The 25,863-nt window shown below is 41.1% G+C and carries 22 protein-coding genes and 5 pseudogenes; 16 read left to right on the forward strand and 11 right to left on the reverse strand.

Going from position 1 to position 25,863, the window contains the following annotated elements:
• The 11 genes and pseudogenes from SD31_RS01745 to SD31_RS01770 form a co-directional block, all read left to right on the forward strand.
• Positions 1 to 2,111: triple tyrosine motif-containing protein (locus SD31_RS01745; RefSeq protein WP_231561050.1), on the forward strand; the 2,111-nt coding region annotated here is incomplete at its 5' end.
• On the forward strand, positions 2,071 to 2,661 hold the full coding sequence (locus SD31_RS14675; RefSeq protein WP_052258542.1) for a helix-turn-helix transcriptional regulator: 591 nt from the start codon (positions 2,071 to 2,073) through the stop codon (positions 2,659 to 2,661). The genes SD31_RS01745 and SD31_RS14675, both read left to right, overlap by 41 nt.
• A 272-nt stretch (positions 2,662 to 2,933) precedes the next feature.
• Positions 2,934 to 3,443 carry a carboxypeptidase-like regulatory domain-containing protein gene (locus tag SD31_RS16855; RefSeq protein ID WP_197053466.1) on the forward strand — a complete coding sequence of 170 codons (510 nt, stop codon included), beginning with the start codon at positions 2,934 to 2,936 and terminating at the stop codon, positions 3,441 to 3,443.
• Positions 3,444 to 3,481: 38 nt separating this feature from the next.
• A complete protein-coding gene (locus tag SD31_RS16860; protein WP_262506489.1) occupies positions 3,482 to 3,829 on the forward strand; it encodes a TonB-dependent receptor plug domain-containing protein in 348 nt (115 codons plus the stop codon).
• A 23-nt stretch (positions 3,830 to 3,852) separates the two neighbouring features.
• Positions 3,853 to 5,979, forward strand: a complete 2,127-nt coding sequence (locus tag SD31_RS01750; protein ID WP_231561052.1) for a SusC/RagA family TonB-linked outer membrane protein — start codon at positions 3,853 to 3,855, stop codon at positions 5,977 to 5,979.
• Complete coding sequence (locus tag SD31_RS19720; RefSeq protein WP_262506490.1) at positions 5,955 to 6,080, forward strand: hypothetical protein; 126 nt, start codon at positions 5,955 to 5,957, stop codon at positions 6,078 to 6,080. The genes SD31_RS01750 and SD31_RS19720 overlap by 25 nt, the downstream gene beginning before the upstream one ends.
• Positions 6,081 to 6,144: 64 nt before the next feature.
• Positions 6,145 to 7,520, forward strand: a pseudogene (locus SD31_RS01755) (RagB/SusD family nutrient uptake outer membrane protein).
• A 12-nt stretch (positions 7,521 to 7,532) separates the two neighbouring features.
• On the forward strand, positions 7,533 to 7,745 hold the full coding sequence (locus SD31_RS01760; protein ID WP_039052882.1) for a hypothetical protein: 213 nt from the start codon (positions 7,533 to 7,535) through the stop codon (positions 7,743 to 7,745).
• 32 nt (positions 7,746 to 7,777) lie between these two features.
• Entirely contained in the window at positions 7,778 to 8,983 is a 1,206-nt protein-coding gene (locus SD31_RS01765) for a glucoamylase family protein (RefSeq protein WP_262506491.1), read from the forward strand.
• Positions 8,967 to 9,161 (forward strand): glucoamylase family protein, encoded by a 195-nt coding sequence (locus tag SD31_RS19725; protein WP_262506492.1) that lies wholly within the window; start codon positions 8,967 to 8,969, stop codon positions 9,159 to 9,161. The genes SD31_RS01765 and SD31_RS19725 overlap by 17 nt, the downstream gene beginning before the upstream one ends.
• A gap of 3 nt (positions 9,162 to 9,164) precedes the next feature.
• Positions 9,165 to 10,505 carry a glucoamylase family protein gene (locus tag SD31_RS01770; protein WP_039052883.1) on the forward strand — a complete coding sequence of 447 codons (1,341 nt, stop codon included), beginning with the start codon at positions 9,165 to 9,167 and terminating at the stop codon, positions 10,503 to 10,505.
• A 52-nt stretch (positions 10,506 to 10,557) separates the two neighbouring features.
• On the opposite strand, the pseudogene fbaA reads toward SD31_RS01770, so the two are convergent.
• A pseudogene (gene fbaA / locus SD31_RS01775) lies at positions 10,558 to 11,640 on the reverse strand (class II fructose-bisphosphate aldolase).
• A gap of 265 nt (positions 11,641 to 11,905) precedes the next feature.
• Between fbaA and SD31_RS01780 the strand changes: the two are divergent.
• The 3 genes from SD31_RS01780 to SD31_RS01790 are packed head-to-tail and all read left to right on the forward strand — an operon-like array spanning position 11,906 to position 14,902.
• On the forward strand, positions 11,906 to 12,256 hold the full coding sequence (locus tag SD31_RS01780; protein ID WP_039052884.1) for a Spx/MgsR family RNA polymerase-binding regulatory protein: 351 nt from the start codon (positions 11,906 to 11,908) through the stop codon (positions 12,254 to 12,256).
• A 3-nt stretch (positions 12,257 to 12,259) separates the two neighbouring features.
• Positions 12,260 to 14,215: a M1 family metallopeptidase gene (locus tag SD31_RS01785; RefSeq protein WP_197053470.1), complete on the forward strand. Its 1,956-nt coding sequence runs from the start codon at positions 12,260 to 12,262 to the stop codon at positions 14,213 to 14,215.
• Positions 14,216 to 14,902: a carboxypeptidase-like regulatory domain-containing protein gene (locus tag SD31_RS01790; protein ID WP_052258544.1), complete on the forward strand. Its 687-nt coding sequence runs from the start codon at positions 14,216 to 14,218 to the stop codon at positions 14,900 to 14,902. It abuts the gene before it with no gap.
• 65 nt (positions 14,903 to 14,967) lie between these two features.
• Here SD31_RS01790 and rseP read toward each other — a convergent pair whose 3' ends face one another.
• The 6 genes from rseP to SD31_RS01815 form a co-directional block, all read right to left on the reverse strand.
• Positions 14,968 to 16,272: an RIP metalloprotease RseP gene (gene rseP, locus SD31_RS01795; protein ID WP_039052885.1), complete on the reverse strand. Its 1,305-nt coding sequence runs from the start codon at positions 16,270 to 16,272 to the stop codon at positions 14,968 to 14,970.
• A gap of 96 nt (positions 16,273 to 16,368) precedes the next feature.
• Positions 16,369 to 16,770 (reverse strand): hypothetical protein, encoded by a 402-nt coding sequence (locus SD31_RS20515; RefSeq protein ID WP_316929719.1) that lies wholly within the window; start codon positions 16,768 to 16,770, stop codon positions 16,369 to 16,371.
• 49 nt (positions 16,771 to 16,819) lie between these two features.
• Complete coding sequence (locus tag SD31_RS20520) at positions 16,820 to 17,467, reverse strand: hypothetical protein (RefSeq protein ID WP_316929720.1); 648 nt, start codon at positions 17,465 to 17,467, stop codon at positions 16,820 to 16,822.
• A gap of 80 nt (positions 17,468 to 17,547) precedes the next feature.
• Positions 17,548 to 18,126 carry a hypothetical protein gene (locus SD31_RS01805; RefSeq protein WP_156138146.1) on the reverse strand — a complete coding sequence of 193 codons (579 nt, stop codon included), beginning with the start codon at positions 18,124 to 18,126 and terminating at the stop codon, positions 17,548 to 17,550.
• Between the two features lie 242 nt (positions 18,127 to 18,368).
• On the reverse strand, positions 18,369 to 18,785 hold the full coding sequence (aroQ, locus tag SD31_RS01810; RefSeq protein ID WP_039052887.1) for a type II 3-dehydroquinate dehydratase: 417 nt from the start codon (positions 18,783 to 18,785) through the stop codon (positions 18,369 to 18,371).
• Positions 18,786 to 18,821: 36 nt separating this feature from the next.
• Positions 18,822 to 20,426, reverse strand: coding sequence for a hypothetical protein (locus SD31_RS01815; RefSeq protein WP_039052888.1), 1,605 nt, complete (start codon positions 20,424 to 20,426; stop codon positions 18,822 to 18,824).
• Positions 20,427 to 20,640: 214 nt separating this feature from the next.
• On the opposite strand from SD31_RS01815, the pseudogene SD31_RS01820 reads away from it, so the two are divergent.
• Positions 20,641 to 22,066 (forward strand): annotated as a pseudogene (locus SD31_RS01820) (glycoside hydrolase family 125 protein).
• Between the two features lie 52 nt (positions 22,067 to 22,118).
• Positions 22,119 to 22,933, forward strand: a pseudogene (murI, locus tag SD31_RS01825) (glutamate racemase).
• A gap of 31 nt (positions 22,934 to 22,964) precedes the next feature.
• On the opposite strand, the gene SD31_RS01830 reads toward murI, so the two are convergent.
• The 4 genes and pseudogenes from SD31_RS01830 to SD31_RS01845 all read right to left on the reverse strand — a co-directional run.
• The gene (locus SD31_RS01830; protein ID WP_039052889.1) at positions 22,965 to 23,753 is read right to left on the reverse strand and encodes an SDR family oxidoreductase; all 789 of its coding nucleotides are present in this window, start codon (positions 23,751 to 23,753) and stop codon (positions 22,965 to 22,967) included.
• Positions 23,754 to 23,846: 93 nt separating this feature from the next.
• Positions 23,847 to 24,584: an amidohydrolase family protein gene (locus tag SD31_RS01835; protein WP_197053471.1), complete on the reverse strand. Its 738-nt coding sequence runs from the start codon at positions 24,582 to 24,584 to the stop codon at positions 23,847 to 23,849.
• 5 nt (positions 24,585 to 24,589) lie between these two features.
• Positions 24,590 to 25,444 (reverse strand): fumarylacetoacetate hydrolase family protein, encoded by an 855-nt coding sequence (locus SD31_RS01840; RefSeq protein WP_039052890.1) that lies wholly within the window; start codon positions 25,442 to 25,444, stop codon positions 24,590 to 24,592.
• A gap of 12 nt (positions 25,445 to 25,456) precedes the next feature.
• Positions 25,457 to 25,863, reverse strand: a pseudogene (locus SD31_RS01845) (SDR family NAD(P)-dependent oxidoreductase); the annotation flags it as partial.

Below are 25,863 nucleotides of genomic sequence, written 5' to 3' on the forward strand. Positions count from 1 at the left end.
CTCGTCTACGACGGCTTTTATTAGGGAACTTTACCCTTTGGATGCAACAAAAACGCATCATACGTAGTGTGGCTATCGCCCCCAATGGTCATATCTATGTCGGGGGAAAAGAAGAATTCGGATATTTCGAACGCCGTCATGGGAAACTAGTCTATCACAGGCTTTCAGACTTGGTAAATCCGGCTTTATTAGAAAATGACGACATCTGGAAAATCATTCTCACCGAAGACAAGGTGATTTTTCAAGCCTTCTCCAAGCTATATATTTTAAGGGACAACAAAATAGAAATCCAATATGGACAGGGAGAACCTTTTCTCTTTGCTCACCAGATAGACAATAAGATATGGATAGAAAAAATTCCTTCCGGCTTGCAGCGGTGGACAGCGGATTCCTTCCTGCCTCTTGCAAATAAAATAACCAACATCCTTACTGTACTTTCTTTCGGAAAGGAAGAATATTTGTTAGGAACAGCTAAGGAAGGACTCTTTATCTTAGACCTGCAGGGTAACTTACGAAAATGGACCCCTAATCCCCAGCTCGAATCCCTTCTTAAAGAGGGACAAATCAATAATGGCCTGAAAGTCTCGGAAAATATCTATGCTTTTGGCACCATTAAAAACGGTATCATCATCATCAATGCCGAAGGTCAAATCCTCCAACATATCCATAAAAGAAACGGACTTCAAAACAATACGGTCCTCAGCATGACTCTGGATAAACAAGGCAACATATGGGCCGGATTGGATAATGGTATAGACCGCATAGAGATAAATGCTCCCTTTTACTATTACAAGGACATTTTCGGTGAGTTAGGGACTGTTTATGCGATTAAAATATTTGACAACCATATTTATTTGGGCACCAATCAAGGATTGTTTTATGCGCCTTGGCCTTCAAACCGCAACATCAATCACCTTAACTTGCAGTTTGTTTCCGGATCGCAAGGGCAGGTTTGGACCTTAGATGTTTTCAACAATCAGCTGATTTGTGGTCATAACGACGGTACTTTCTTAGTTGAAGGACACCGCCTTAAGCGCATTTCAGAGTGGACTGGCGGCTGGATAAACCAACAACATTCCGCACTCCATTTTGTCCAAGGAAATTATACGGGGTTAGCTTCTTTCACTCAGAAAAACAACTCGTGGACCCTAAATCAAAAATTCCCTTTCCCCAAAGAAGCTGTAGTCAACCTCATTCAAAAGGAAAAGAACCAGTACTGGACCGTATTAAACAAAGCTATACTGCTCGTACAGTTTGGAGGAAGTTTCAAAGATGTACAGATTTTAAAAACATTTCGCTTTGATAAGGACTTCCCTCAGATAAGCCGACTTCATCCACAAACGATAGAAGGTAATACCCTCTTTTTCTCCGATAAAGGCATCTTCATCTATGACAATGTACTTTCCAAATTCAGCCTCTACAGTGATTTAAATAAATCGTTGGGGCGCTTTTCTAAAGCCAACAGGATTAAAGAAATCGAAAAAGGAAAATACATCTTTGCGCTTGAGGGCGACTTTGCGCTGGTACATATCGGCAAAGATATGATTCAAGTAGACTCTACCAGCTTTAACATACTGAAAAATGCCGTGATGAAAAATTACGAAATCGTAGAGCCGTATCAGCAAAAACTATTATTTGGCTTAGACAACGGCATAGCCATATACGATCCACATTCTTACAATAAGTCACTCATCACGCCTCCCTTCGTAAAAGGTTACAGACAGCTTAACACCAGCAGCGACAGCCTCTATCACCTTACGGAAGAAAGTAAGATTCCATTTAAGCGAAACAGCATTCGTATTCTCTTCGCTTCCCCATGGTTTTCCAGCACTCCTCTAAAATATCAATATCTTCTAGAGGGAAGTAACACGGAATGGGATACGCCTACGGAAACTCCATATGTAGATTTTACGAATCTGGAATGGGGAAAATATACTTTCAAAGTGAGAGCCATATCGGACAGTGGCGAAACCTCCGATTGGACCGTTGTTTCTTTCCGTATTTTACCTCCTTGGTATCTTACCTGGCAGGCTCTTGTTATCTATTTCTTATTGGCGTGTATCGCTTTCTTTGTCGCGAGAAAAATGGTACTCCAAAAAATCGACACGTGACAAACAACGTATCCGCCAAGAGTTACAACAACGTCAAGAAGAACTTTTACGAAAAGAGGCCGAAGAAAATGAGAAAAAGCTCATGGCCTTGAAAAACGAACAGCTATCACAAGAATTGGAGCTTAAAAACCGGCAGCTCGCCAACGCTGCAACCAACATCATTTACAAAAACGAATTGCTGGACAACTTGCACGTCGAACTCCTTAAAATTAAGGACAAAGACGGTAAACCCTTGTCGAATGAACAGCTCCAAAAAATCAATAAGCTCATCAACAATGCTAAGAGCGATGATAGAGATTGGGACTTATTTGAAAAAAGCTTCAACGAGTCGCACGAAAACTTTTTCAAAAAATTAAAAGCCCAATATCCTAGTCTTTCTCCTAATGATCTAAAACTCTGCGCTTATTTGAGACTCAACATGTCTAGTAAAGATATAGCTTCATTAATTAATATCAGCATCCGCGGTGTTGAAATCAGAAGATATAGACTTCGCAAGAAATTTAACCTTCCCACCCATAAAAACTTGAATGAATTTCTAATGGAATTGTAGCAACACTACATCATCACTACTACATGTATTTTGTGTATTTTTTACACTAACGACAGTCATTTGAGAAAGGATAAAAATAAAAATAATAAGCTAACTATCAACAATTTAAACAACAAGATACCATTAGAGTGTAGCAGTATTTTTCACATGAAGTATTAATGTGAAATTATATTTTTTCATAATCAAACGAATACATCACAAATTTGTTAAACCTACAGCGAGTACTTGAAACGTTGTAGGTAATAACTAATTGTAAACCAAAAGATAATCATATGAGAAAGTTTTTTACCCTTGTCTTTCTTATTACCGTATGTTTTAGTTATGCTTTAGCGCAGACAAAAACCATTACGGGAACAGTAAAGGATGGCAGCACCATGGAAAGTCTCCCTGGTGTGACCATCACCTCCAGTTCGGGACAGAGCACCCAAACAAATGCGGATGGATATTTTAGTATCGAAGTTTCTTCGAATGCCAATATCACCATCACTTTTATAGGTTATAAACCACAAACAATACCGGTAAGCTCCCAGAGTACATATAATATCTTCTTGGAAAGAGATAGCCAAGAGTTGGAAGAGGTGGTAGTGGTTGGTTACGGCACACAGAAAAAGGCAGATGTTACTGGATCCATAGGGTCCGTTAAAGGCGAAGAGATTGCCAAACAACCATCAATGTCGGCCATGCAATCCGTACAAGGAAAGGTGGCAGGACTTAATATTGTAGCCTCAGAAAATCCAGGATCCGCCCCTACCGTAATGATTAGAGGATTGGGAACAGCCTAGGAGGACGCAATCCCCTCTATATCGTGGATGGCATTCCGGTGACTAATATTAACAATATCAATCCTACAGACATAGAGTCTATGGATGTGCTTAAAGACGCCTCCTCGGCCTCCATCTATGGTCTGCGTGCTGCCAACGGCGTAGTTATTGTCACCACCAAAAAAGGAAGAGCCGGTCGCTTCAACATCAACTATGAGAGCTACGCAGGTATAAAGAATATCCTTAACCGCGTAGAGATGGCTAACGGACAGCAATATGCAACATACGTCAACGAAAATCTACAGGCTATTAACGGTGGTTATAGCCTACAAACCTCAGGACAACCATATGAAACTGACTGGTACGAGGCCCTTTTAAAACAGGCTCTATCTTTAATAACGCCGTAAATCTATCCGGTGGTTCGGAAAGAATCGACTACTACCTCAGTGTAAACAACTTTACTGAAAATGGAATTCTTGATGGATCCCGCTTTATCCGCAACACCTTCCGCAATAACAACACATATAAGTTTATGGACGGAAGGCTTAAGTTCGATCAAAATGTCAACCTTACGCTAACGAAAAATACACCGAAACCTTTAAATGCATTCAACGCTGCCTACAGACAATCCCCTTTAGTGCCTGTCATGTATGCAAACGGACGCTACGGTGTACCCTTTGTAAATAAAACTACGGGATTTGTTACTTACGAAGGTCAACCTGGAGACAATATAGGATCCCTCAACTCCATCGGCAACCCTGTATATGAAGTTTTGCGTAATAATAATCTGCAAAACACTACGACTTTACAAGGAAGTTTCGAAGGAGAATTTAAGATTGTGGACTATCTGAAGTTCAATTCCCGTTTTGGTGCCACAAAATTTTGGTACAACGGCCGTACTTTCAACAATATCAAACACGGCTGGCTAAACGCAGATCCTACACGTACTGAAAGCGAATTCGAAACCTTGCGAACAAACAACCCTACCTCAACATCTTATGCTTACAACTCTCTAAACATAAGTCAGAATGAAAGTTTCCGTTGGGTATGGGAAAATTTCCTTACTTTCCAAAAAAGTTTCGATAGACACCATGTAGAGGCCATCCTAGGTATGTCAAGAGAAAAGTTTGACATAGCAAGCTCTATGTCTGCTTCGGCATATGACGTACCAGAAAAAGAACAATATTGGAATATAGATTTAGCCAACAGTTCGGGATCTAGCGCCTACCCTAAAACTGTCAACCAAACGTCGTATACACCTATAGCATTAGCTTCATATTTCGGAAGAATACAATATAATTACGACAATAGATATTATCTTACCGCTACTGTACGTAGAGATGGTTCTAGTGTATTTAAAGCCAACGAAAACTATTGGGGAACTTTCCCTTCATTCGGTGCCGGATGGACCATCAGCAACGAAGAGTTCATGCAGGAAGCCTCATGGATCAACTTTCTGAAAGTTAGAGCCAACTGGGGTGAGCTCGGCAACCAGCAGATACCGCTGAATGTGTCGCAGATATTGACCTCTCCGGGATCGTCCAACTATAATTATGTGTTTGGGCCTGAGCAAACCTTAGTTTTCGGTGCAGCCTTCGGAACACCGGCCGTAGATCTCACTTGGGAAAAAACAAGAGAAGCTGGAGTGGGCCTTGACTTTGGCTTTCTTAATAATAATCTTAGCGGTTCGATAGACTACTATCATAAGTTAAATACCAATACTATTTTGGATGTTACCCCAACCTTAAACTCAAGCTATGCACGCAACTTCTATGCGCATGGCGCTAAAGTACTGAACCAAGGTTTTGAAGCCATTCTCACTTGGAGTAAAACATTAAGTGAGGATTTCAACTATTCCTTCGGTGTTAATTATGCCTACAACAGCAATAAGGTTAAAGAAGTGACGCCAGCCTATGACGGAGCTACAGGAGGAAGCCTCGCAAACGGTCAGATCACCAAACAGCTGCGTGTGGGCCAACCTATCTATGCATGGTGGATGTGGGAAGCCGACGGCGTTTGGCAGACAGCTGAGGAAATAGCAAACAACCCGCGCTACGGATCTCCTATTCCAGGGCACTTACGCTATAAAGACCAAAACGAGGATGGCGTGATTGATAACCGCGACAAAGTGTTTTTTGGCTCTTATATTCCTTCTTCAACCTATGGCATTAACCTTGCCGTCAACTATAAGAAAGTAGACTTTGCTGTATATGGCTACGGCGTAGCAGGCAACAAAGTATATAATGCCCTAAAAGGTACTCGTATAGATGGAGGAGAAAATATCACCGCAGAAACCTTCAAGCAGCGCTGGACAGGTCCAGGATCTACCAATGTGCATCCGGGAGCAGCAAGAGACTCCTATGCTTCTAGTTACTACTTGGAATCAGGAAGTTATTTTCGGATTAACAACATCACTCTTGGATATACATTCAGCAGATTATATTCCAACACTTCCAAACTGCGTCTATATGTTACAGCACAAAATCCATTTATTTTCACGAAATACAGTGGATTCTCCCTGAAATATCGGGAGTGTCGGAAGCAGCTACAGGCATAGGATATTCTAATGCGGGAAGTCCTTCAGGTACCTCCGGCATAGAACTTTCGGCCTACCCTACCACCAGAAACTTCCTTTTCGGACTTAACTTACAGTTCTAACCAAAAATTTGAAGCTATGAAAACCAAAATATTAAACTTCTCTCTTGTGGCGGCCTTAGGTCTTATGACACAAAGCTGTACTAAAGATTTTCTGAATGTCCCTTCAAAAGAAATCGTAGAAGCAGAAGACTCCAACGTAGTTTACGAACCGGAATCTTTTGTTAATGCCATTTATGGCATGTTTACGGATTGGAACTATGCCTTCTCCTTCCTAGGCATCACCGAAATCATATCTGACAACGCTGATAAGGGCAGCTCCCCAACAGATACGGGAACAGACAAAGATATCTTGGATAACTTAACCTATACTTCCACTGCCGGCTCCTTTGCCGCCATGTGGGAACATTGGTACAAAAGTATAGGACGTGCCACACAGGCTATAGAATATACCGAAAACTTTGGTCTTACCGATGAGGCCTACAAAAATAGACTCATCGGCGAAGCCCGCTTCTTAAGAGCACTAAACTATTTCTACCTTGTACGCGGTTGGGGTGACATTCCTCTTCAGCATATCGACCTTATCGACCGAAAGCCTACAGAAGAAGTCTACCAATTTATCGAAGAGGATCTGTTGTTTGCTATAGATCATCTGCCTTTGAAATCTCAATATGCAAGTAAAGACTTGGGAAGAGCTACCAAAGGAGCCGCCCAAGGACTTTTGGCCAAAGTTTATCTGTATCAGAAAAAATGGAACGAGGCTGTCAACATGGCACGAGCGGTCATCAATTCGGGAGAATATGACCTAGAACCGGACTATGCAACCGTATGGCGTGAGTCCACAGAAAATGGCAGAGAATCTCTATTTGAATTTCAAGCACGAGGAGAAGTTATAGCTCACGGCATCCAACAGTATTCACAAACCCAGGGAGCGCGCGGCGCCACAGGATGGGGCTGGGGATTCAACACGCCTTCTCAAAACCTCCTTGAAGCCTTTGAGGCTGAAGGTGACCAAATACGTAAAAACGCGACTATCATCTTCCGCGGAGAAACCTTATACGATGGACGTGTCGTGGGCGAAAGTGTAGAAAATCCTATGTACAATGAAAAAGCCTATTCTTCTGCCAATGGCGGAGCGGACGACACCGACAAAAACTTGCGTTATCTACGCTTTGCGGAAGTTTATCTAATCCTCGCCGAAGCGGCCAACGAGCTGGACGACTTCGCTACAGCACGACAGTATCTCAATCTGGTACGAAACAGGGTAAGCCTTCCTGCCATAACATCCAACAACAAAGATGAACTACGGCAGCTCATATGGAAAGAGCGCGTCTCGAACTGGCAATGGAACATGACCGATGGTTCGACCTAGTACGTACAAGACAGGCAGAAACAGCAATGCTCGCCGCAGGAAAACCTTTTCAAGCCAAACATTATCTGTTTCCTATACCTAACAACCAGCTTATTCAAACGCCGGAGATGCGGCAAAATGAAGGGTGGTAAACAACTTTATCCATGAGACATATTTTCCTCATCGTAACACTATTCTTAATCCTCATCGGCTGTAGTAAAAGCTCCGACCCTACGGCCGATAGGAGCACCTTTTCCCTTACCCGATTTGCTATAGATGAAAAAGAAGGAAATATTTTCAAAGGTATCGCTATAAAACCTAAGATAACCTTAATATTCGACAAGGCTGTAGACAAAAAAAATATAAGAACAGAATAGTAGAGCTATTCTATAACGGAACAAAATACGGATTGGATTTTAACTTCAGCTCGGACAACAAAACTGTGACAATTTTCCCTAAAGTTAATTTATCCCCATTATCTTCTTACCATCTAGTCATCCGCTCCACTTTGATAGCGCAAAGTGGAGAAAGACTAGATTCTGAAAAAGATTACACATTCACCACAGCGATTGATAGTACTGACAAATTCCCGCGTATAAGCACGGAAGAGCTTCTGACCAAAGTACAGCGACAAACCTTCTCTTACTTTTGGGATTTTGCACATCCAGCCTCAGGTATGATAAGGGAACGCAATACTTCCGGTGATGTGGTAACCACGGGAGGTAGCGGCTTTGGGGTAATGGCCATCATCTCTGCGGCAGAAAGAGGCTTCATCACCAAAAGCCAAGGTATGGAAAGAGTCAAGAAAATTGTCTCCTTCTTAAAATCTGCTGATAGATATCATGGAGCTTTCTCCCATTGGTATAACGGTAATACCGGAAAAACAGTACCTTTCAGTCAAAAGGACGACGGTGCCGATCTGGTAGAAACTGCATTATTATTTCAGGGGCTTTTGGCTGCGAGAAATTACTTTAATGATATAGCATTATCAGAAGATATTACAGCACTTTATAATGCTGTGGAATGGTCTTTTTTCCGTAACAACCAAAAAGGATTATTTTGGCATTGGAGCCCTACCTATGCTTGGGACATGAACTTAAAAGTTAAAGGATGGAACGAAGCTTTGATTCTTTATGTTCTTGCTGCAGGTTCACCCACATTTCCCATTGACAAGGAAGATTACGAAGAGGGTTGGGCTAACAACGGAGGAATTCAAAACGGCAGCCTATACTATGGTATTACTTTACCGTTAGGACCTGAAAGAGGTGGCCCCCTCTTTATCTCTCAATATAGCTTTTTAGGATTAAATCCTCACGGGCTAAAGGACAAATACGCAGACTACGAGCTTCAAGTAAGAAGTCACACCCTCATCAACAGAGCCTACTGTATAGCTAATCCACACAATTTTTATGGATACAGCGCGCAATGCTGGGGTCTTACCGCCAGCGATAGCTATGATGGATATTCGGCGCACTCCCCAACAAACGATAGAGGCGTAATATCCCCTACTGCTGCGCTAAGCTCTATGCCTTATACCCCTGAGGAGTCCTTGGATGCTCTAGAATTTATGTATTATAAATTGGGCGATAGAATTTGGGGTGAATTACGGATTTAAAGATGCTTTTTCCCTTGAGAAATTATGGTTTGCCGACAGCTATTTAGCCATTGACCAAGGTCCTATAATTATTGGCATAGAAAATTATCGGTCAGGCCTCCTATGGTCACTTTTTATGCAGTGCCCAGAAGTAAAAAACGGACTCACAAAACTTGATTTTACATCTCCAAACATCTAGACTATGAGACTTTTTCCTTTAATATGTTTCTTAATCTTGCTCTTCTCCTGCCAACAAGGAAAAGAGCAGAAAAAAATAAATAATCAAACTTCGGCAGAAGACAGCCTTTTAACTTTAGTTCAACGTCAAACCTTTCAATACTTCTGGGAAGGTGCAGAGCCTAACTCTGGACTAGCTAGAGAGCGTATCCATATCGATGGGAACTATCCAGAAAACGACCAAAATGTCATCACTACAGGAGGCAGCGGCTTTGGCCTTATGTCAATTTTGGTTGGTATGCACAATGATTTTATCACTAAGGAAGAGGGATATGATCGACTATTACAGTCCTTAAGCTTTTTGGACAGCGTTCCTCGCTTCCAAGGGGCTTGGGCACATTGGTATCATGGAGACACAGGAAAGACCAAACCTTTCAGTCGCAAAGATGACGGTGGCGACCTTGTGGAGACGGCCTTTCTGGCACAAGCGTTGATCTGCGTTCGCGAATATTACAAGGATGGATCTCCCGAAGAGAAGCAGCTGGCACTTTTGGCAGATACACTATGGAAAGGTATTAACTGGAATTTCTACCGCAATGGGAAAGACACACTCTTCTGGCATTGGAGTCCCACCTATGGCTGGGAGTTAAATCACCCTATACAGGGTTTCGACGAATGTATGATCACCTATATTCTTGCAGCTTCTTCTCCAACCCATCCTATTCCGGATTCTACATACCACAAAGGGTGGGCACGCAATGGCGCCATAAAAACCGACATCAAGAAATATGGAATACCTACACTAGTAAAACATAACGCCAAACCAGGAGAGGTAGGTCCTCTATTCTGGTCTCATTACTCGTTTCTTGGCTTAAACCCACTTGGCCTTCGAGATCGTTATGCCGACTATGAAGAAGTAGTGAAAAATCATACAAAGATTCATCTGGCTTATGCCGATGAAAATCCCAAGAATTACAAAGGTTATGGCTCAAACAAAGGATGGGGATGGACTGCTAGTTATTCTGTAAATGGTTATAATGCGCACCATCCCGACAACGATCCCACAGGAGTCATATCTCCTACAGCAGCCATATCGTCCATACCTTATACGCCAAAAGAAAGTATCAACTTCATCCAATATCTTATGGACAATTTGAAGGATAAAGTATGGGGGAAATATGGTTTTTACGATGCTTATAGTGAAAATGAAGCGTGGTATCCACAGCGGTATCTTGCCATAGATCAAGGCCCTATGGTCGTCATGATACAGAATTATAAAGACGGATTTATCTGGAATCTATTCATGCAGGCCCCCGAAATTAAAGCTGGACTACAAAAATTAGGGTTTAAAAGTCCTCACCTATAAAACAAACAAGCTTACTCTAATAGAGTAAGCTTGTTATATAGTTTTGCTTTAATTACAATTTAGAGTTTACGTCCACCGCGTTTAATTCTGCGAAGGCTTGTTTTAAGCGGGCAACGAAAGACTCTTCGCCTTTACGCAACCAAACACGTGGGTCGTAATACTTTTTGTTCGGTGCATCCTCACCTTCAGGATTTCCAATTTGTGATTGCAAATAATCATGGTTCTTAGCCTCATACGCACGAACACCATCCCAGAATGCCCATTGCATATCTGTGTCGATATTCATCTTCACAGCACCGTAAGAGATAGCTTCTGCAATCTCTTCAGGCGCCGAGCCTGAACCGCCATGGAAAACAAAGTTTACAGGCTTTTCAGCAGCAAGATTGAATTTCTTACGGATATACTCCTGGGAGTTGTGTAAGATTACAGGTTGCAATTTCACATTTCCAGGTTTGTAAACACCGTGAACATTACCAAAGGCAGCCGCTACGGTAAACTTATCCGATACTTTTGACAATTCTTCGTACGCATAAGCCACCTCTTCCGGTTGTGTATATAATTTAGAGCTATCCACTCCTGTATTGTCTACACCATCTTCTTCACCTCCAGTAACACCTAGCTCGATTTCTATAGTCATGCCTAGCGGCTTCATGCGCTCAAGATATTTCTTAGAAATCTTCAATTATTTTCTTCTATAGGCTCTTCCGAAAGATCTAACATGTGCGAAGAAAATAAAGGTTTGCCGTTTTGTGCAAAGAACTTTTCGCCAGCATCCAATAATCCATCAATCCAAGGCAACAATTTCTTAGCCGCATGATCCGTATGAAGAATTACGGCAACACCATAGTGCTCAGCCAACAAATGTACGTGATGCGCCGCAGATACAGCACCCAAAATGCAAGCCTTCAAACCATCGTTGTTCAATGACTTTCCAGCATAAAATTGAGCACCACCGTTAGATAATTGGATAATTACCGGAGAATTAACAGCTTTTGCTGTTTCTAATACTGCATTAATAGAGTTGGTTCCTATTACGTTTACTGCAGGTAAAGTCAAAATTGTGTTTTTTGGCGATTTCAAATAATTCTTGTACTTGATCCCCTGTCAAAACACCTTTATAGTCTTTTAGGCTCATTGTTGTATTATTTTAATGAAAGCATAAAAATAGAATTATTTTGTCATTAAAAAAATAAATAGTGTCAAAAATACACTATCAAAAATGTGTTTTTTCTAAAAAAAAGCGCAGCATAGTTTTTCTTATCCTCTCCAATTCTGTATTCACTTTTGTCTGTTTATCACACTAAACAGAACAACTGTTTTTTATTCTGCCACAGTTTTGTCCTCAAAACAGAAAATATTTCAGTACTTTTATATACTGAAATTACCTAATAATAATCACTATGCTCAACGTATACGGAATTAAGAATTGTAACACGGTAAAAAAAGCATTGAATTGGCTCAATGCTCATAAAATTGAATACACTTTTCACGACTACAAAAAAGAACCTGCCGAAGAAAAGCAGCTTATAGCTTGGCAGAAGTTAGTCCCTTGGGAATCCTTAATCAACAAAAAAGGGACTACATGGAAAAAACTTAATCCCGAACAGCAGGCCGCCGTAGTAGATGAAAAATCGGCAAGAGAGATTTTGCTTGCTCATAACAGCATGATCAAACGTCCGCTTATAGAGCTCGAAAACGAACTTATCCTTGGATTTGACGAACAATTATATACTGAAAAACTATTAAAATAAATTATGCGAAGATTTACTAAATACTTCACCATGTGCCTCATTGCGGGAGCGCTGACAACGCAATTTGTGGAGGCTCAAACGCAGTCTGAATACAGCTACACAGAGGCGTTTGCACCAAATTTTTACACTACTTTCGGCAATGAATATCGTTCTGCCAGTGGTAAGCCTGGACCTCAGTACTGGCAAAATGCAGCAAGCTACGATATCAAAGCTACATTAGATGATCAGGCTGACAAAGTCAGAGGTACGTTGACCATGACCTACACCAACAACAGTCCGGAAACTCTGGACTTCGTATGGTTCCAGTTGGATCAAAACCTTTTTAATTCAAAGTCCAGAGGACAAGCTACCATCCCACTTAGTCAAAGCCGATACGGAAATGCCGCAAGTACCTTTGAAGGGGGGTACCAGCTTACAAATATCAAAGTAAACAATACCGCAACATCCGACTACATCATTTCAGATACACGTATGCGCATCAACTTACCTAAGCCTATCCCTGCTAAAGGCGGTAAGGTTACCTTCAGTATGGATTTTGAATTTTCCATTCCACAGTACGGTGCCGACAGAATGGGTATTTTGCCTACCAAAAATGGAAAGATTTATTCCATAGCACAATGGTATCCGCGTGTATGTGTGTTTGACGACATCTTAGGATGGAATACACATCCCTACACCGGTCCTGGAGAGTTCTACTTAGAATTCGGAGATTACAACATAGAAATTACAGCTCCGGCCAACCATATCGTCGTGGCGGGTGGTGAACTATTAAACCCTTCAGAGGTGTGGACGCCGACGCAGCTGTCACGATACAATGAAGCACAAAAGTCGGACAAGACCGTAATGATCCGCTCTTTATCTGAGGTAAACGATAAAAATTCTCGTCCAAACAAAAAAGAATTGACGTGGAAATTCCGTCTTCAGAACGCACATGATATTGCATGGGCTGCCTCCCCTGCTTTCATAGTAGATGGCGCCAAAATCAACCTTCCTTCAGGAAAAACAAGTTTTGCCCTCTCGGTATATCCTGAAGAAAGTAATGGCAATAACGGGTGGGAACGATCTACGGAATATACTAAAGCTTCCATAGAGCATTATTCAAAAAAATGGTTTGAATATCCATACCCTGTTGCCGTAAACGTGGCTTCCAACGTAGGTGGTATGGAATATCCGGGCTTATCCTTCTGTGGCTATCGCGCCAAAGGTGCCGACCTATGGGGCGTTACCGACCATGAGTTTGGTCACAACTGGTTTCCTATGATCGTGGGAAGCAACGAAAGGTTGCACGCTTGGATGGATGAAGGCTTTAACACCTTTATCAATGAAATTTCCACTATACATTTCAACAAAGGGGAATATAACACTCGTGTGGGTGCCAAAAACAGCCTAACACAAGCCATGTTCAATAAATCATTGGAGCCTATCATGACCACTCCACAGAACATGAAAGAGCGTCATATCGGTATTTTGGCGTATTATAAACCTGGATATGCTTTGCGTCTTCTACGGGAAGAAATTATAGGTCCTGAACGTTTTGACGCGGCCTTCCGCAAATACATCGAATATTGGGCATACAAACACCCTACTCCTTACGACTTTTTCCGTACCATAGAAAATGAAACAGGAGAAAATCTAAATTGGTTCTGGCGCGGCATGTTCCAACACAACTGGCAGATGGATCAGGCTATCTCGGAAGTAAGATATGTGGAAATGGATGAAACCAAAGGAGCTTTAATCACTGTGCAAAACTTGGGAAAACTCCCTATGCCTGTAGAAATTGAAGCAACAACCGTATCTGGCAAAAAAATAACCAAAAAACTTCCTGTAGAAATTTGGGAAAGAAATACCTCTTGGACATTCAAATTGGAAAGTACAGAAAAATTAACGAAGGTACAGTTGGACCCTCGCAACGTCTTTCCGGATATCAACCCGGAAAACAACACTTGGATAGCAAAATAAATGATAAAAATAGTAAAATATTATTTGACAACCTTTTTAGCTCTTGTGTGCTGCGCCTTTTCTTATGCGCAGCACATTCAAGGCTATGTGCTGGACTTGATCAACAATCAACCCATAAGCAACGTTGAAATAAAAAACTTGCGCACGAATGAAACTGTAAAATCGGATAGGAACGGCGCTTTCAGCATTGAAGGCCAGGTCAACGACTATCTTAGCGTCAACATCGTAGGCTATCAGCCGGACACAATTTATTATTACGATGAAGCAATACGTCGCATCTATCTCAATAAGGATGAAAATATCCTAGAAATCGATGAGGTATTGGTAAAACGGTTAACAGACAACCTTCTGGCTAAAGAGCTCGAAAAAGCAAAAAACGAAGGAAAAATTGTCGAAGTACCAGACAACGAAGGAGGAATCAAGATATCACCCTCTCGCCTCTTTGGCAAGAAAGCCAAACAAGCAAGAAGCAATGTACAGCTTCTGCTAGAAGAGCAAAACGCACGCCGCATAGACCAGCGCTTTACCAAACACCTTATCAAATCTTTGCTTCCTTTGGATGATGCACAAATTGCCTTATTTCGCGAACGCTATCGTCCCTCCTTGGATTTCATAAAAACAGCTACGGACGAAGACCTCAAGCTTTACATTTTTGACGCATACAAAAAGTTTAAGCAAGAGCATTAAAAATCATAAAGCCGAAACAAACATTTGTTTCGGCTTTATGATTTTTATATCACGAACTGATTATTTTACCACTTAAGGATATCGTTACCGAAGGTGAAAAGCATCAACGCAATAAGGATAAAGAATCCTATCATCTGCGCTGTCTCTAAAAATTTGTCGCTCAACGGTTTTCCCTGAATCATCTCTACCAATAAGAATAAAACATGACCACCGTCTAATGCCGGAATAGGAAGTAAGTTCATGAAGGCTAAGGCCATGGAAAGCATACCCACCAAATTCCAGAATCGTGTCCAATCGACTTCACTTCCGAACAACTTAGCGATACCGACAGGACCGGACAAAGCCTTATCCGCACGAACCTCTCCTTTAAAAATCTTGCCAAACCCTTTGATATTGTCGGTCACCACAGCAAAAGCCTTAGCTGTACCCAAAGGTAAAGACTCTCCTAACGTATATTTACGCATAACCATAGGAAGGTTGGTAAAGCCTAACTTACTGGAGGTATCCGCCTCTGCCACCAACTGTAATGAGTCCGAACCTCTTAATACATCCAATGTGATTTGCTTACCACGATTCTTAGCTATCTCTTCTTGAAAATAATCAAGACGCTCTACCTTCACTCCATTTACTGCTACAATCTGGTCTCCCTTCTTCAACCCCATCTTTTGAGCACGTGTACCTTCGAAAACGCTGTCTACAGGAAGCATCTTAAAAATAGGGCTTACAAACTCATTTCTCTTGTATTCTGCAACATCATTCAACATAGTCGCAGGAAGTGCTATGTCCATAACCTTGCCCTGACGTTCTATACGCAACTGCGCATCCCCCATAAGCACCTCGGAAGACATCACATCTTGAATAAAGAGATTGGCCGGTTTGCCATTCACTGCCAAGATTTTATCACCTTCTTGCAATCCAATCTTCTCTCCGATAATACCTGGCTTGATACCGTATAATCTTGTGTTATCGTAGTCCGAATCGCCATATTTGAATATCAGCATCCAGAACACTAAAATACCGACAATGACGTTTACGATGATACCGCCAAGCATGACGATAAGGCGCTGCCATGCCGGCTTCGAACGAAATTCCCATGGCTTCGGCTCTTCCTTCATCTGTGCCGTATCCATAGATTCGTCGATCATACCTGCAATTTTCACATAGCCACCTAGCGGCAACCAGCCTATACCGTACTCACAACCTTTATAATTAAACTTAAACAGCTTTACGCCCCAAGCATCAAAGAAAAGATAAAATTTCTCCACCTTGATCCCAAAAGCACGGGCTGCAAGAAAATGTCCCAATTCGTGTAGTATAATCAAAATTGATAAGGCCAAAATAACCTGACCTATCATCACTAGTGTACCCATTTATTACTTCAGTTTTTTAATTTAAATTTATTGACTAAATCTCGTGCCACTTTTCTACTCTCCAAATCAACCGCAATATAATCATCTAAATTTAGGTTATTTGTTATTTTTTATATGACATAATGTCTCTTCTATGACATCTGACATACCTAAAAAGGAAATCTCATCATGTAGAAAGGCCTCAACAGCGACCTCATTGGCAGCATTCATCACACAACATCTGTTTCCTCCCTCCCGTAAGGATTGAAAAGCCAACTTAAGATTTCTGAAAGTATCTAAGTCCGGCTTTTCAAAAGTCAGATTTGCATACTCTAGAAAATCGAACCGCCTAAAATTATTCTTATAGCGCTCTGGATAGGTCAACGCATATTGTATCGGCAGCTTCATATCCGGCAATCCCATCTGTGCCTTCATCGAGCCATCCTGAAACTGTACGATAGAATGAATAACCGATTGAGGATGTACGACAACGTCAATCTGCTCTATGTCCAAATCCAAGAAAAGACCACCTTAATCTTCTATTTACTTACCTACCCTTACATTTCATTCAAAGAAGCAAGAGTCTATCGTAATTTTTAGCTGTCCCATACGACCAGTTCGGATGCTTGAGAGCCGATTCTTTTGTAACATTCTCTAGACGACCTCTATCCCAGCCTCTGAAAGGTCCTCCCGAAGCGGTAAGGTATATTTTCTCGATTGGACTTGGCTCTCCTACAAGACATTGAAAAATGGCAGAATGCTCCGAATCCACCGGCAACATACGGACACCATGTTTCTTTACCAAGGCCATTACTAACTCGCCACTAACCACCAGTGTTTCTTTATTGGCTAATGCGATATCCTTTCCTTTTTCAATAGCACGTACGGTAGGTCTTAACCCCGCAGATCCAACTATTGCATTAAGCACCACATCGATCTCCTCTAGCTGTACGGCCTCCACCAAGGCTTCTGCTCCTGCTGTCACCTGTATATCCGTATGAGCGAGGGCTTCCTTTACCGTCGTATAATTTGACTCGTTGATAATTACTACAACTTTAGGCTTAAACTCCAGCGCTTGTTGGATAAGCAGCTCGGCACTATTGTATGCGGAGATTACGCTAACCTCAAATCTATCGGCAAAGGCTCGAACAACATCCAGCGCCTGAGTGCCTATACTTCCTGTCGAACCTAATATGGCTAAATTTTTCTTCTTCAAAACGTCCCTTCCCTATAGTATATTGTTCAACAATTCAGGATCATCACTGCCTTTATATTCTTTTATCATTCCCACATATGCTACGGCCAATACCAGGCTGACAGAAGGAATAATAACAAAAGTATTAATCGCTCCCAATATTTTGGCGATGACACTGTAGCCACATATTCGAAAAACAACTGTCCCAAATAGGCGGAAGCAATTATTACCATTAAAATAAGCAAATTAATGGTATTGCCCTTAGTAAAAGCAATACTCATCTTAACGGACCTAATAATATTGAAATTATTCTCCAGAATAAAAAACGGGAAAAAAGAAATCCTTATCAGCACAAACATCATGATTAGTCCCGTCAAAAGAGGATTTATCTCATAGATAATCTTGTCCATCTCAACTCCAAGATATAAGAGCGGCATGCCGATTATAGAACATAGTAAATATACTACTCCCGTAATCAATGAATAAAGCAATAGCCCCAAAATGAATTGAACAAACTGATTCGTCGTGGGTATATAGCTCTTCAATTCAGCCTTCTCTATATTCTTTGAAAGTAGAATGGCACGTTTGATAAGGACTAGCTGCAATCCAAAAAATAGGATTACGAATACCAAAAACAACACAAACTTAATCTCAGCCCCCAGCATATCACTGAGATACAAAGCCAAGTAAGTCGAAAGGCTGTTGGTTACAAATAATAAGAAACAAAGACCTGCTACTGAGAAATAATGTTTTCGGAGTATTCCTAATGCTCGAAAAAAGACATCATTAGCACGAAATGTACTTTCTTTTAAAAACTTCTAACATCTTGATTAATAATAGTGCAAAGATGATACATTTTTCGCATTACATCAACGAAATTTATCAAATTGTAGCACAAATTATCGGTCTTGTAGTGAACAGTTTAAACGAAACTTTCTATGGCAAGACGGTAGCTATCCAGACCAAAACCTAAGATTACACCCTTACATACTTTGGATAAAAAAGAATGATGACGGAAAGACTCCCGTTGGTGCACATTGGAAATATGCACCTCCACCACAGGAGTTCGTATAGCCGCAATAGCATCGGCTATAGCCACCGAAGTATGTGTGTAGGCTCCTGCATTCAACACAATACCATCATAAGAGAAGCCTATCTCATGCAGTTTATCTATAATAGCTCCTTCACTGTTGCTCTGAAAATATTCCAAGTCAAAAGAAGGATAACGCTCTTTCAAGCTCTGAAAATAAGTTTCAAAAGACTGGTCTCCATAGATGCTTTTTTCTCGAACGCCTAACAGATTCAGATTGGGACCATTCAGTATTAATATCTTCTTCATATTCTATAATGACGAATAAATATAGATATTCATGTATTAAAAATCACCATAAAAATTACGGAATGTAGAACGTAAACCAAAGCTAATTACTCCTGACTTTTGCGTTGGAGATTCTTCGATTTGTCTATATCGTTGTGTATATCCTATTTCGAAACGTAAATTATATTTAGGATTGAAAACATAGGAGGCTCTCAAATCCGCGTAATAAAGATTATTCTTAACTCCTTGACCAATTTTGTTGCCATAAGTATTAGGGGCGGTATTATACGATTGAAATATATTACCTCCATAATTGGTATTATCGGCCGGATCCGTACCAAACTTAGAATATAACGCTTCTGCAAAAAAGTCAAACCGCTGCCATGAATACGTCAATATTCCAACCAATTCTCTGAAGTTGGCTCCACGAGGATGGGCTAAAGGCTCTCCATGATTGCTGTAATTAGATATGGATGTCTTATGCTGATACATGTAAGGGCGGGCCAAATTGTATTCAAGCAACATATTTAAATTCTTGAATTGTAAAATATCATGCCCACGTACCCCTATCTGTGCAGCCCATTTATTATGGATATAGCCCTTGTTGCCAAAAAATTCCTTCGCGGTAAACTCTCCAAGCATAAATTGCCCGTAGGTGGTCAGATTCTTGGTGAGCTTATATTTTGAATTTAAGCCCAGAAACATCTTGTCCGGCGAAGAGGAATTCGTAGACTCCAAAGGACGTAAGGGTATAGCAGGATTCAAATAATTAAAATCAAAACCTCTCTTTCCACTTGGATTTCGGTTTGCCCAAATGACAGCTTGAAAAAAACCTATAGAAAAACGGTCGGTAGCGTTATAGTCTACATATTGAAATGCACCCCATTTGATGCCATCTCCGTAAATCCTAGTGGTGTCAATTTCTCCATAGCGTGGATTTTTTGAATCCAACATGTAAGCCCAAATCGAAGTATATTGAACATTACCTATTTCCCCTGTAAATTTCAGATGAGTATAGTTGGAAGAAAAATCAGACAACAGTACAGACCTGTATCCATCTCCAATATGGTTTTTGTCATAGGCCATGGTCACCTGAAAATAAGGACTGAAATCATAAGTTAAAGATGCTGAAGCATACATCCAATCCTTCTTGTTGTTAGCCAGATTTTCAACAGCCCCCTGTCCGGGAACCGTATTTTCAATCATATACTCATCAAGATATTTAGGAAAGACACCTTGGTTTTCGAAAAAGTTTGTATAAAAGGTAAATTTATCTTTTATAGTCAATCCCAACTGCACGCCACGCGTATTCAACCATGTTGTGCGCTTGTCTTCTCCAATCATCTCTTTACCGATCTGAAAGTCTGGTAAAAAATCCAGATAGAATGTATGATCCTCTTTTTCTACCTGAACCAAATGCTCGTTAAAAATTTTACGCACAAGCCAATTACTCGATCTGACATTATATTCATTTTCCAAGTATTCCTTCTCATCCAATACATCCTCATCTCGCATAACCATAGGTTTTGAAGACGTATGCAGTCTTGTATTAGGATTATACAAAATGCGGCTATATTTCTGCGATTGGCTGAAAGAATAAGGCTGAACAACAATCTGCGCTTCAGATTCTTTTGCAACAAAACATAAAAATGTTAAAGCCAAAACATAAGATGAAAAGGTTTTTCTGCATAAAAAAAGTATATTACTATAATAAACGCAATGAAATTAATTAAATAATTAAAACTACCACAAATTTAGTATTAAAATAATTATACCTTGTATTTTTTTATTTGACGCCAAATGGATATATTAGCTTAAGCTAAAACGTTTTAAAATATTCAAACTATATAAAGATTGGCTATTAACCAATAATATCATGAATCGTAAAACTTTTTTACAACAGAGTGCCCTGCTGGGAGCAGGAATGCTGGCAAGCAAATTTTCATTGGCAAACTCATTCCAGTCCAAATTTCCGGAAGTTCGCGTGCCGTTAGAGAAAAGACATTTTTCCAGCAAAGCAATAGAAGATGCTATTTCAGAATTTCGCAAGAACGTCAAACATGAAGAGTTAGGTTGGCTATTCAACAACTGCTTCCCCAATACTTTGGATACAACAGTCTATGACGAATCCACGGCATCCAAAAAATTGACCTAATGTGATTACAGGTGATATAGACGCCATGTGGCTCAGAGACAGTAGCGCACAAGTATGGCCTTACCTTCCTTTCATGCAGAAGGATAAAAAGCTAAAAGATCTCATTTTGGGCTTAATAAATAAACAGACCCAATGTATCAACATAGATCCTTACGCTAATGCCTTCTATAACGACCCTAACAAAAAAGGGGAATGGTTCTCCGACCATACCGATATGAAGCCAGGCATCCATGAAAGAAAATGGGAAATAGATTCACTGTGTTATCCCATCCGCTTGGCTTATGAATATTGGAAAACTACGGGAGATACAACACCTTTTGATGAAGAATGGGTAAAAGCACAGGAAAATATCTATAAAACTTTCGTCGAACAACAACGAAAAGAGAATTTAGGTCCATATAAATTTATGCGCACCACACCACGCGGTAGCGATACACTTCAAGTAGATGGCTGGGGTTATCCGGTGAATCCCGTAGGTCTTATCTGCTCGAGCTTCCGACCATCGGACGACTGTACGATTTTCCTTTTCCTCATCCCTTCCAACCTATTCGCTATCAAAAGTCTAAGACAGTCTGCCGAAATATTACGCGCTGTAAAGAACAATACTACACTTTCCAGCAAAATGGAAGCTTTAGCTAATGAGGTTGAACAAGCTGTAAACGAGCATGGTATCATCAACCACCCTAAATATGGAAAGATTTATGCATATGAAGTAGACGGCTTTGGCAGTGCTCTTCTTATGGATGACGCCAACGTGCCTTCCTTACTTTCTTTACCTTATCTAGGTGCCGTAGATGTGAAAGACGAAACATACCAACGAACACGGAAATTTATCCTATCCGAAAACAATCCTTTCTTCTTTAAAGGTAAGGCGGCCGAAGGTATAGGTGGACCGCATATAGGAAGGGATATGGTATGGCCGATGTCCATCGTCATGCGGGCCATGACGTCTTTAGATGACCGGGAAATACAACAGTGTATCCAGACATTGGTAGCCACACATGGTGACACAGGTTTTATGCACGAATCTTTTCATAAGGATGACCCGAAGAAGTTCACGCGTCACTGGTTCGCTTGGGCAAACACTTTATTTGGAGAATTGTTATGGAAAATATATAAAGAAAAGCCATCTTTGCTAAAAATATAATGGATTGCTCTAAATCTTTCTAAGACTTAGGGTAATCCTAAGTCTTATTTTTATGGACAATAAGGGACCTATAGGTATCTTCGACTCCGGCTACGGAGGATTGACGGTTTTTAAGGAGATTTACAAAAAACTCCCACAATACGAATACATCTACTTGGGAGATAACGCACGTGTTCCGTACGGTACGCGCTCCTTTGATACGGTGTACGAATACACAAAACAATGTGTTTTCAAGCTCTTCGAATTAGGGTGCAATCTAGTAATATTAGCATGCAACACAGCCTCAGCAAAGGCTTTGCGTACCATACAGCAGAAAGACCTGCCGGAAGGCAAAAAAGTATTGGGGGTGATACGTCCCACCACAGAAACCATTCATCATTACACCCAAACAAATACCATAGGTATACTAGCGACACAAGGAACAGTCCTTTCGAATTCCTATGAGTTGGAAATAAAAAAATTCCATCCGGAGATTCGTGTCTTTCAGCATGCCTGCCCTTTCTGGGTCCCACTCGTGGAAAATAATGAAGTAAACAGCAGTGGAGCTCATTATTTTATCAAAAAGGATGTAGAAACTCTTTTACAGAAATCTCCAGATATTGACACCATAGTATTGGCCTGTACACATTATCCTTTACTATATCCAATAATTCGTCAATACACCCCCGAACATATTCAGATTCTTTCGCAAGGACCTCTGGTGCTGAAAGTTTAGCAAGCTACCTAGAGCGCCATCCTGAAATCCAAGAAAAATGCAGCATCGGAAGTAAGATAGACTTTTATACTACCGACAATGCGGAGGACTTTTCTGAAAAGGCAAAAATATTTTTCGGACAGGAGCTGACAGCAAAACACATTAAAGTATAATAAAGAGAATAGGGACTAGTAGTTCAAGTCCCTATTCTTTTATCAAAGCTCTATCCAGATGAACGTATCCCCCATCCACATATACTAACTGTCCTGTAGTATGGCTAGACCGCGACGAAAGCAGAAACACTGCCGTATCGGCTATTTCTTCGGCTTTAGTCATCCGATGTTCCAAAGGAATACGATTGGTAATCTTCTTGAGGGTTTTCTCCGGATCGGGCAAGGTCTGTATCCATTTGTCATACTGAGGAGTAGCACATTCGGCCACAATGATAGCATTGACCCGGATTCCATAAGGCAACAGCTCTACAGCCCATTCTCTTGTCAATGCATTGCGAGCACCGTTGGCGGCAGCATAACCCGAAGTACCACCCTGTCCTGTTTCTGCCGTTTTCGAACTTATATTAAGAACAACGCCTTTACTTTTTTTCAATGCCGCCAAAGCATAGTGGACCATCATGTAGTAATGAACTACATTCTTATGATAAGAAGCTATAAAAGACTCATAGCTCCCATTTTCCAGCCCCACGCCATCATTTTGTCCTGCATTATTGACAATACCGTCTATGCGGCCGAAATGTGCCAACGTCATGTCCACCGCCTGCTTGCAGGCCTCTGGAAGCGAAAGCTCTGCTTCTATCGCCAAGCTCTGAACTCCTAGCTGTCGCACCTCCTGCACCACCTTTTCATTGTCCTGCTGATTTCTGCCTACAATCACAGGAAGAGCCCCCTCTTTGGCTAAAGCCAAAACAATAGCTCGCCCTATGCCTTTAGCTCCTCCGCTGACAATAAAAACCTTATCTTTTAAAAATAAATCCATATTATGTCAATTGATAGAAATCTACAGCATTCTGCCCCCAAAAACACTGTTGCTCCTCCACGCTATAATCACCGATAATCTGTGACACAATCTCTATGCTATGCTCATAGGAGCCGCTAACAAGCACACAGGCCAATCCGATCCGAAGCAGGTACGTCTTATGCCGAAACATCTAAGCACATGCGCGATATAAGGGAAAAAATGGTCTAACCTCCAATTTGTCCAATCCGCTTCTGTAGCAAGTCCCGACACCTTACAGTACACATTCGGAAAGGAAGCTAACGACTCTATGAATAAGGCCCATTCGTCGAAAGCTTGGCTTTTGATAGGCGGTTTCGCTATATGATCCAGCATAAACTTCTGCTCAGGATTGCTGCGGACACATTCCAATGTAGAGGCATAATGCACAGGTCGTATCAGCAAATCATACGTAAAATTGTACTTCGTAAGACCCTCTATGCCTCTCAAAAATTCATCTCTGGACAAAAAGTCTCCGTCCTCCTCGGCTTCGACAATGTGACGGAACCCCTTAATAACAGGATACTTGGAAAACTCTTCCAAATATTCACCTATGTGAGGTGAACGAAGGTCTACCCATCCTACCACCCCTTTTATCATCTTGTACACCTGTGACAGCTCCACCAGAAATTTTGTCTCCGCATGCGATTGATCGGCCTGCACGGCTACTGCCCCGTCAAAGCCGTTGTCCTTCAGTGTTTGGGAAATGTCGTTAGGCAGAAAATTCCTCCTAATAAGAGACATTTCTTCTGTAATCCAAGTATCTCTTTCGGCATTGTATAACCAAAAATGTTGGTGTGCATCGATACGCATAGCTTTTATGGTTTGTAGGCTACAACTTGCTGTCTTTGTTCTCCCAAAAAGTCAGCCCCTAACTCTAGAATGTCTCCCGGCTTTAGATATATTGGAGGATTAAACCCTAATCCTACACCAGCAGGAGTTCCTGTAGAGATCACATCTCCCGGCAATAGCGTCATAAATTGGGAAACATAAGACACTATATAAGGTACGGAAAAAATCAGATTTTTGGTATTCCCATTTTGGTAGGTCTTGCCATTGACCTTAAGCCACAGATTGACATCGTGGATATCAGGAATTTCGTCAACGGTAGTCATATAAGGTCCCATAGGTGCAAAAGTATCACAACCCTTGCCCTTATCCCAGGTACCGCCTCTTTCCATTTGAAATTCTCGCTCGGAAATGTCATTATGCAACACATATCCTGCCACAAAATCCAAAGCATCGGCCTCTTCCACATAAGTAGCCTTCTTACCTATCACTATCCCAAACTCCACTTCCCAGTCGGTTTTTTGAGAGTTTTTAGGGATAACAACGCTATCATTAGGACCAATCAAAGCGGTTGTGGATTTCAAAAATATTATAGGCTCCTTCGGAATTGTCGCCCCTGTTTCCTCAGCATGGTCTTTATAGTTAAGACCTATACACACTATCTTAGAAGGACGCGCAAAGGGAGGGCCTAACCTAACGGACTTATTCACCTCCGGTAATATTCCGCGCTTGGATTCTATCAATTCTTTTAGTTGACTTAACCCATCTTCTGCAAAAAAAGATTCGTCATAATCTTTTATTATCGACGATACATCGAACCATTTTCCATCCAACTCTACTCCAGGCTTTTCCTTTCCTGATTCACCGAAACGTATTAACCTCATATACAATATTTTTTAATTATTCAACTTAACAAAACCTCCATCTATAGGATAATCATTACCTGTAATGAATGCAGCATCATCCGAACAAAGAAACAAAGCCAATTTAGCGATTTCTTCGGGTTTTGCCATACGGCCTATAGGCTGCGACTGCGCAAGTCTCTCAAACATCTCTTCTTCTTTTCCTGGATAGTTTTTGGCGATAAAGCATCCACAAAGGGCGTATGAACACGCGCCGGAGAAATAGAGTTACAACGGATATTATACTTTAAATAATCGCGAGCAACAGACATCGTCATAGCATGTGGCCGTCGCTCCCTTGCTCATCGAATAGACAAACCTGTCACTTATTCCCACCAAAGCTGCTATGGAAGCTATATTAAGAATGACACCTCCCCCCTGTATACGCATTTKGKRTACTA

It is taken from the genome of Sphingobacterium sp. T2, assembly GCF_000814685.1.
GTDB classification, from domain to species: domain Bacteria; phylum Bacteroidota; class Bacteroidia; order Sphingobacteriales; family Sphingobacteriaceae; genus Sphingobacterium; species Sphingobacterium thermophilum.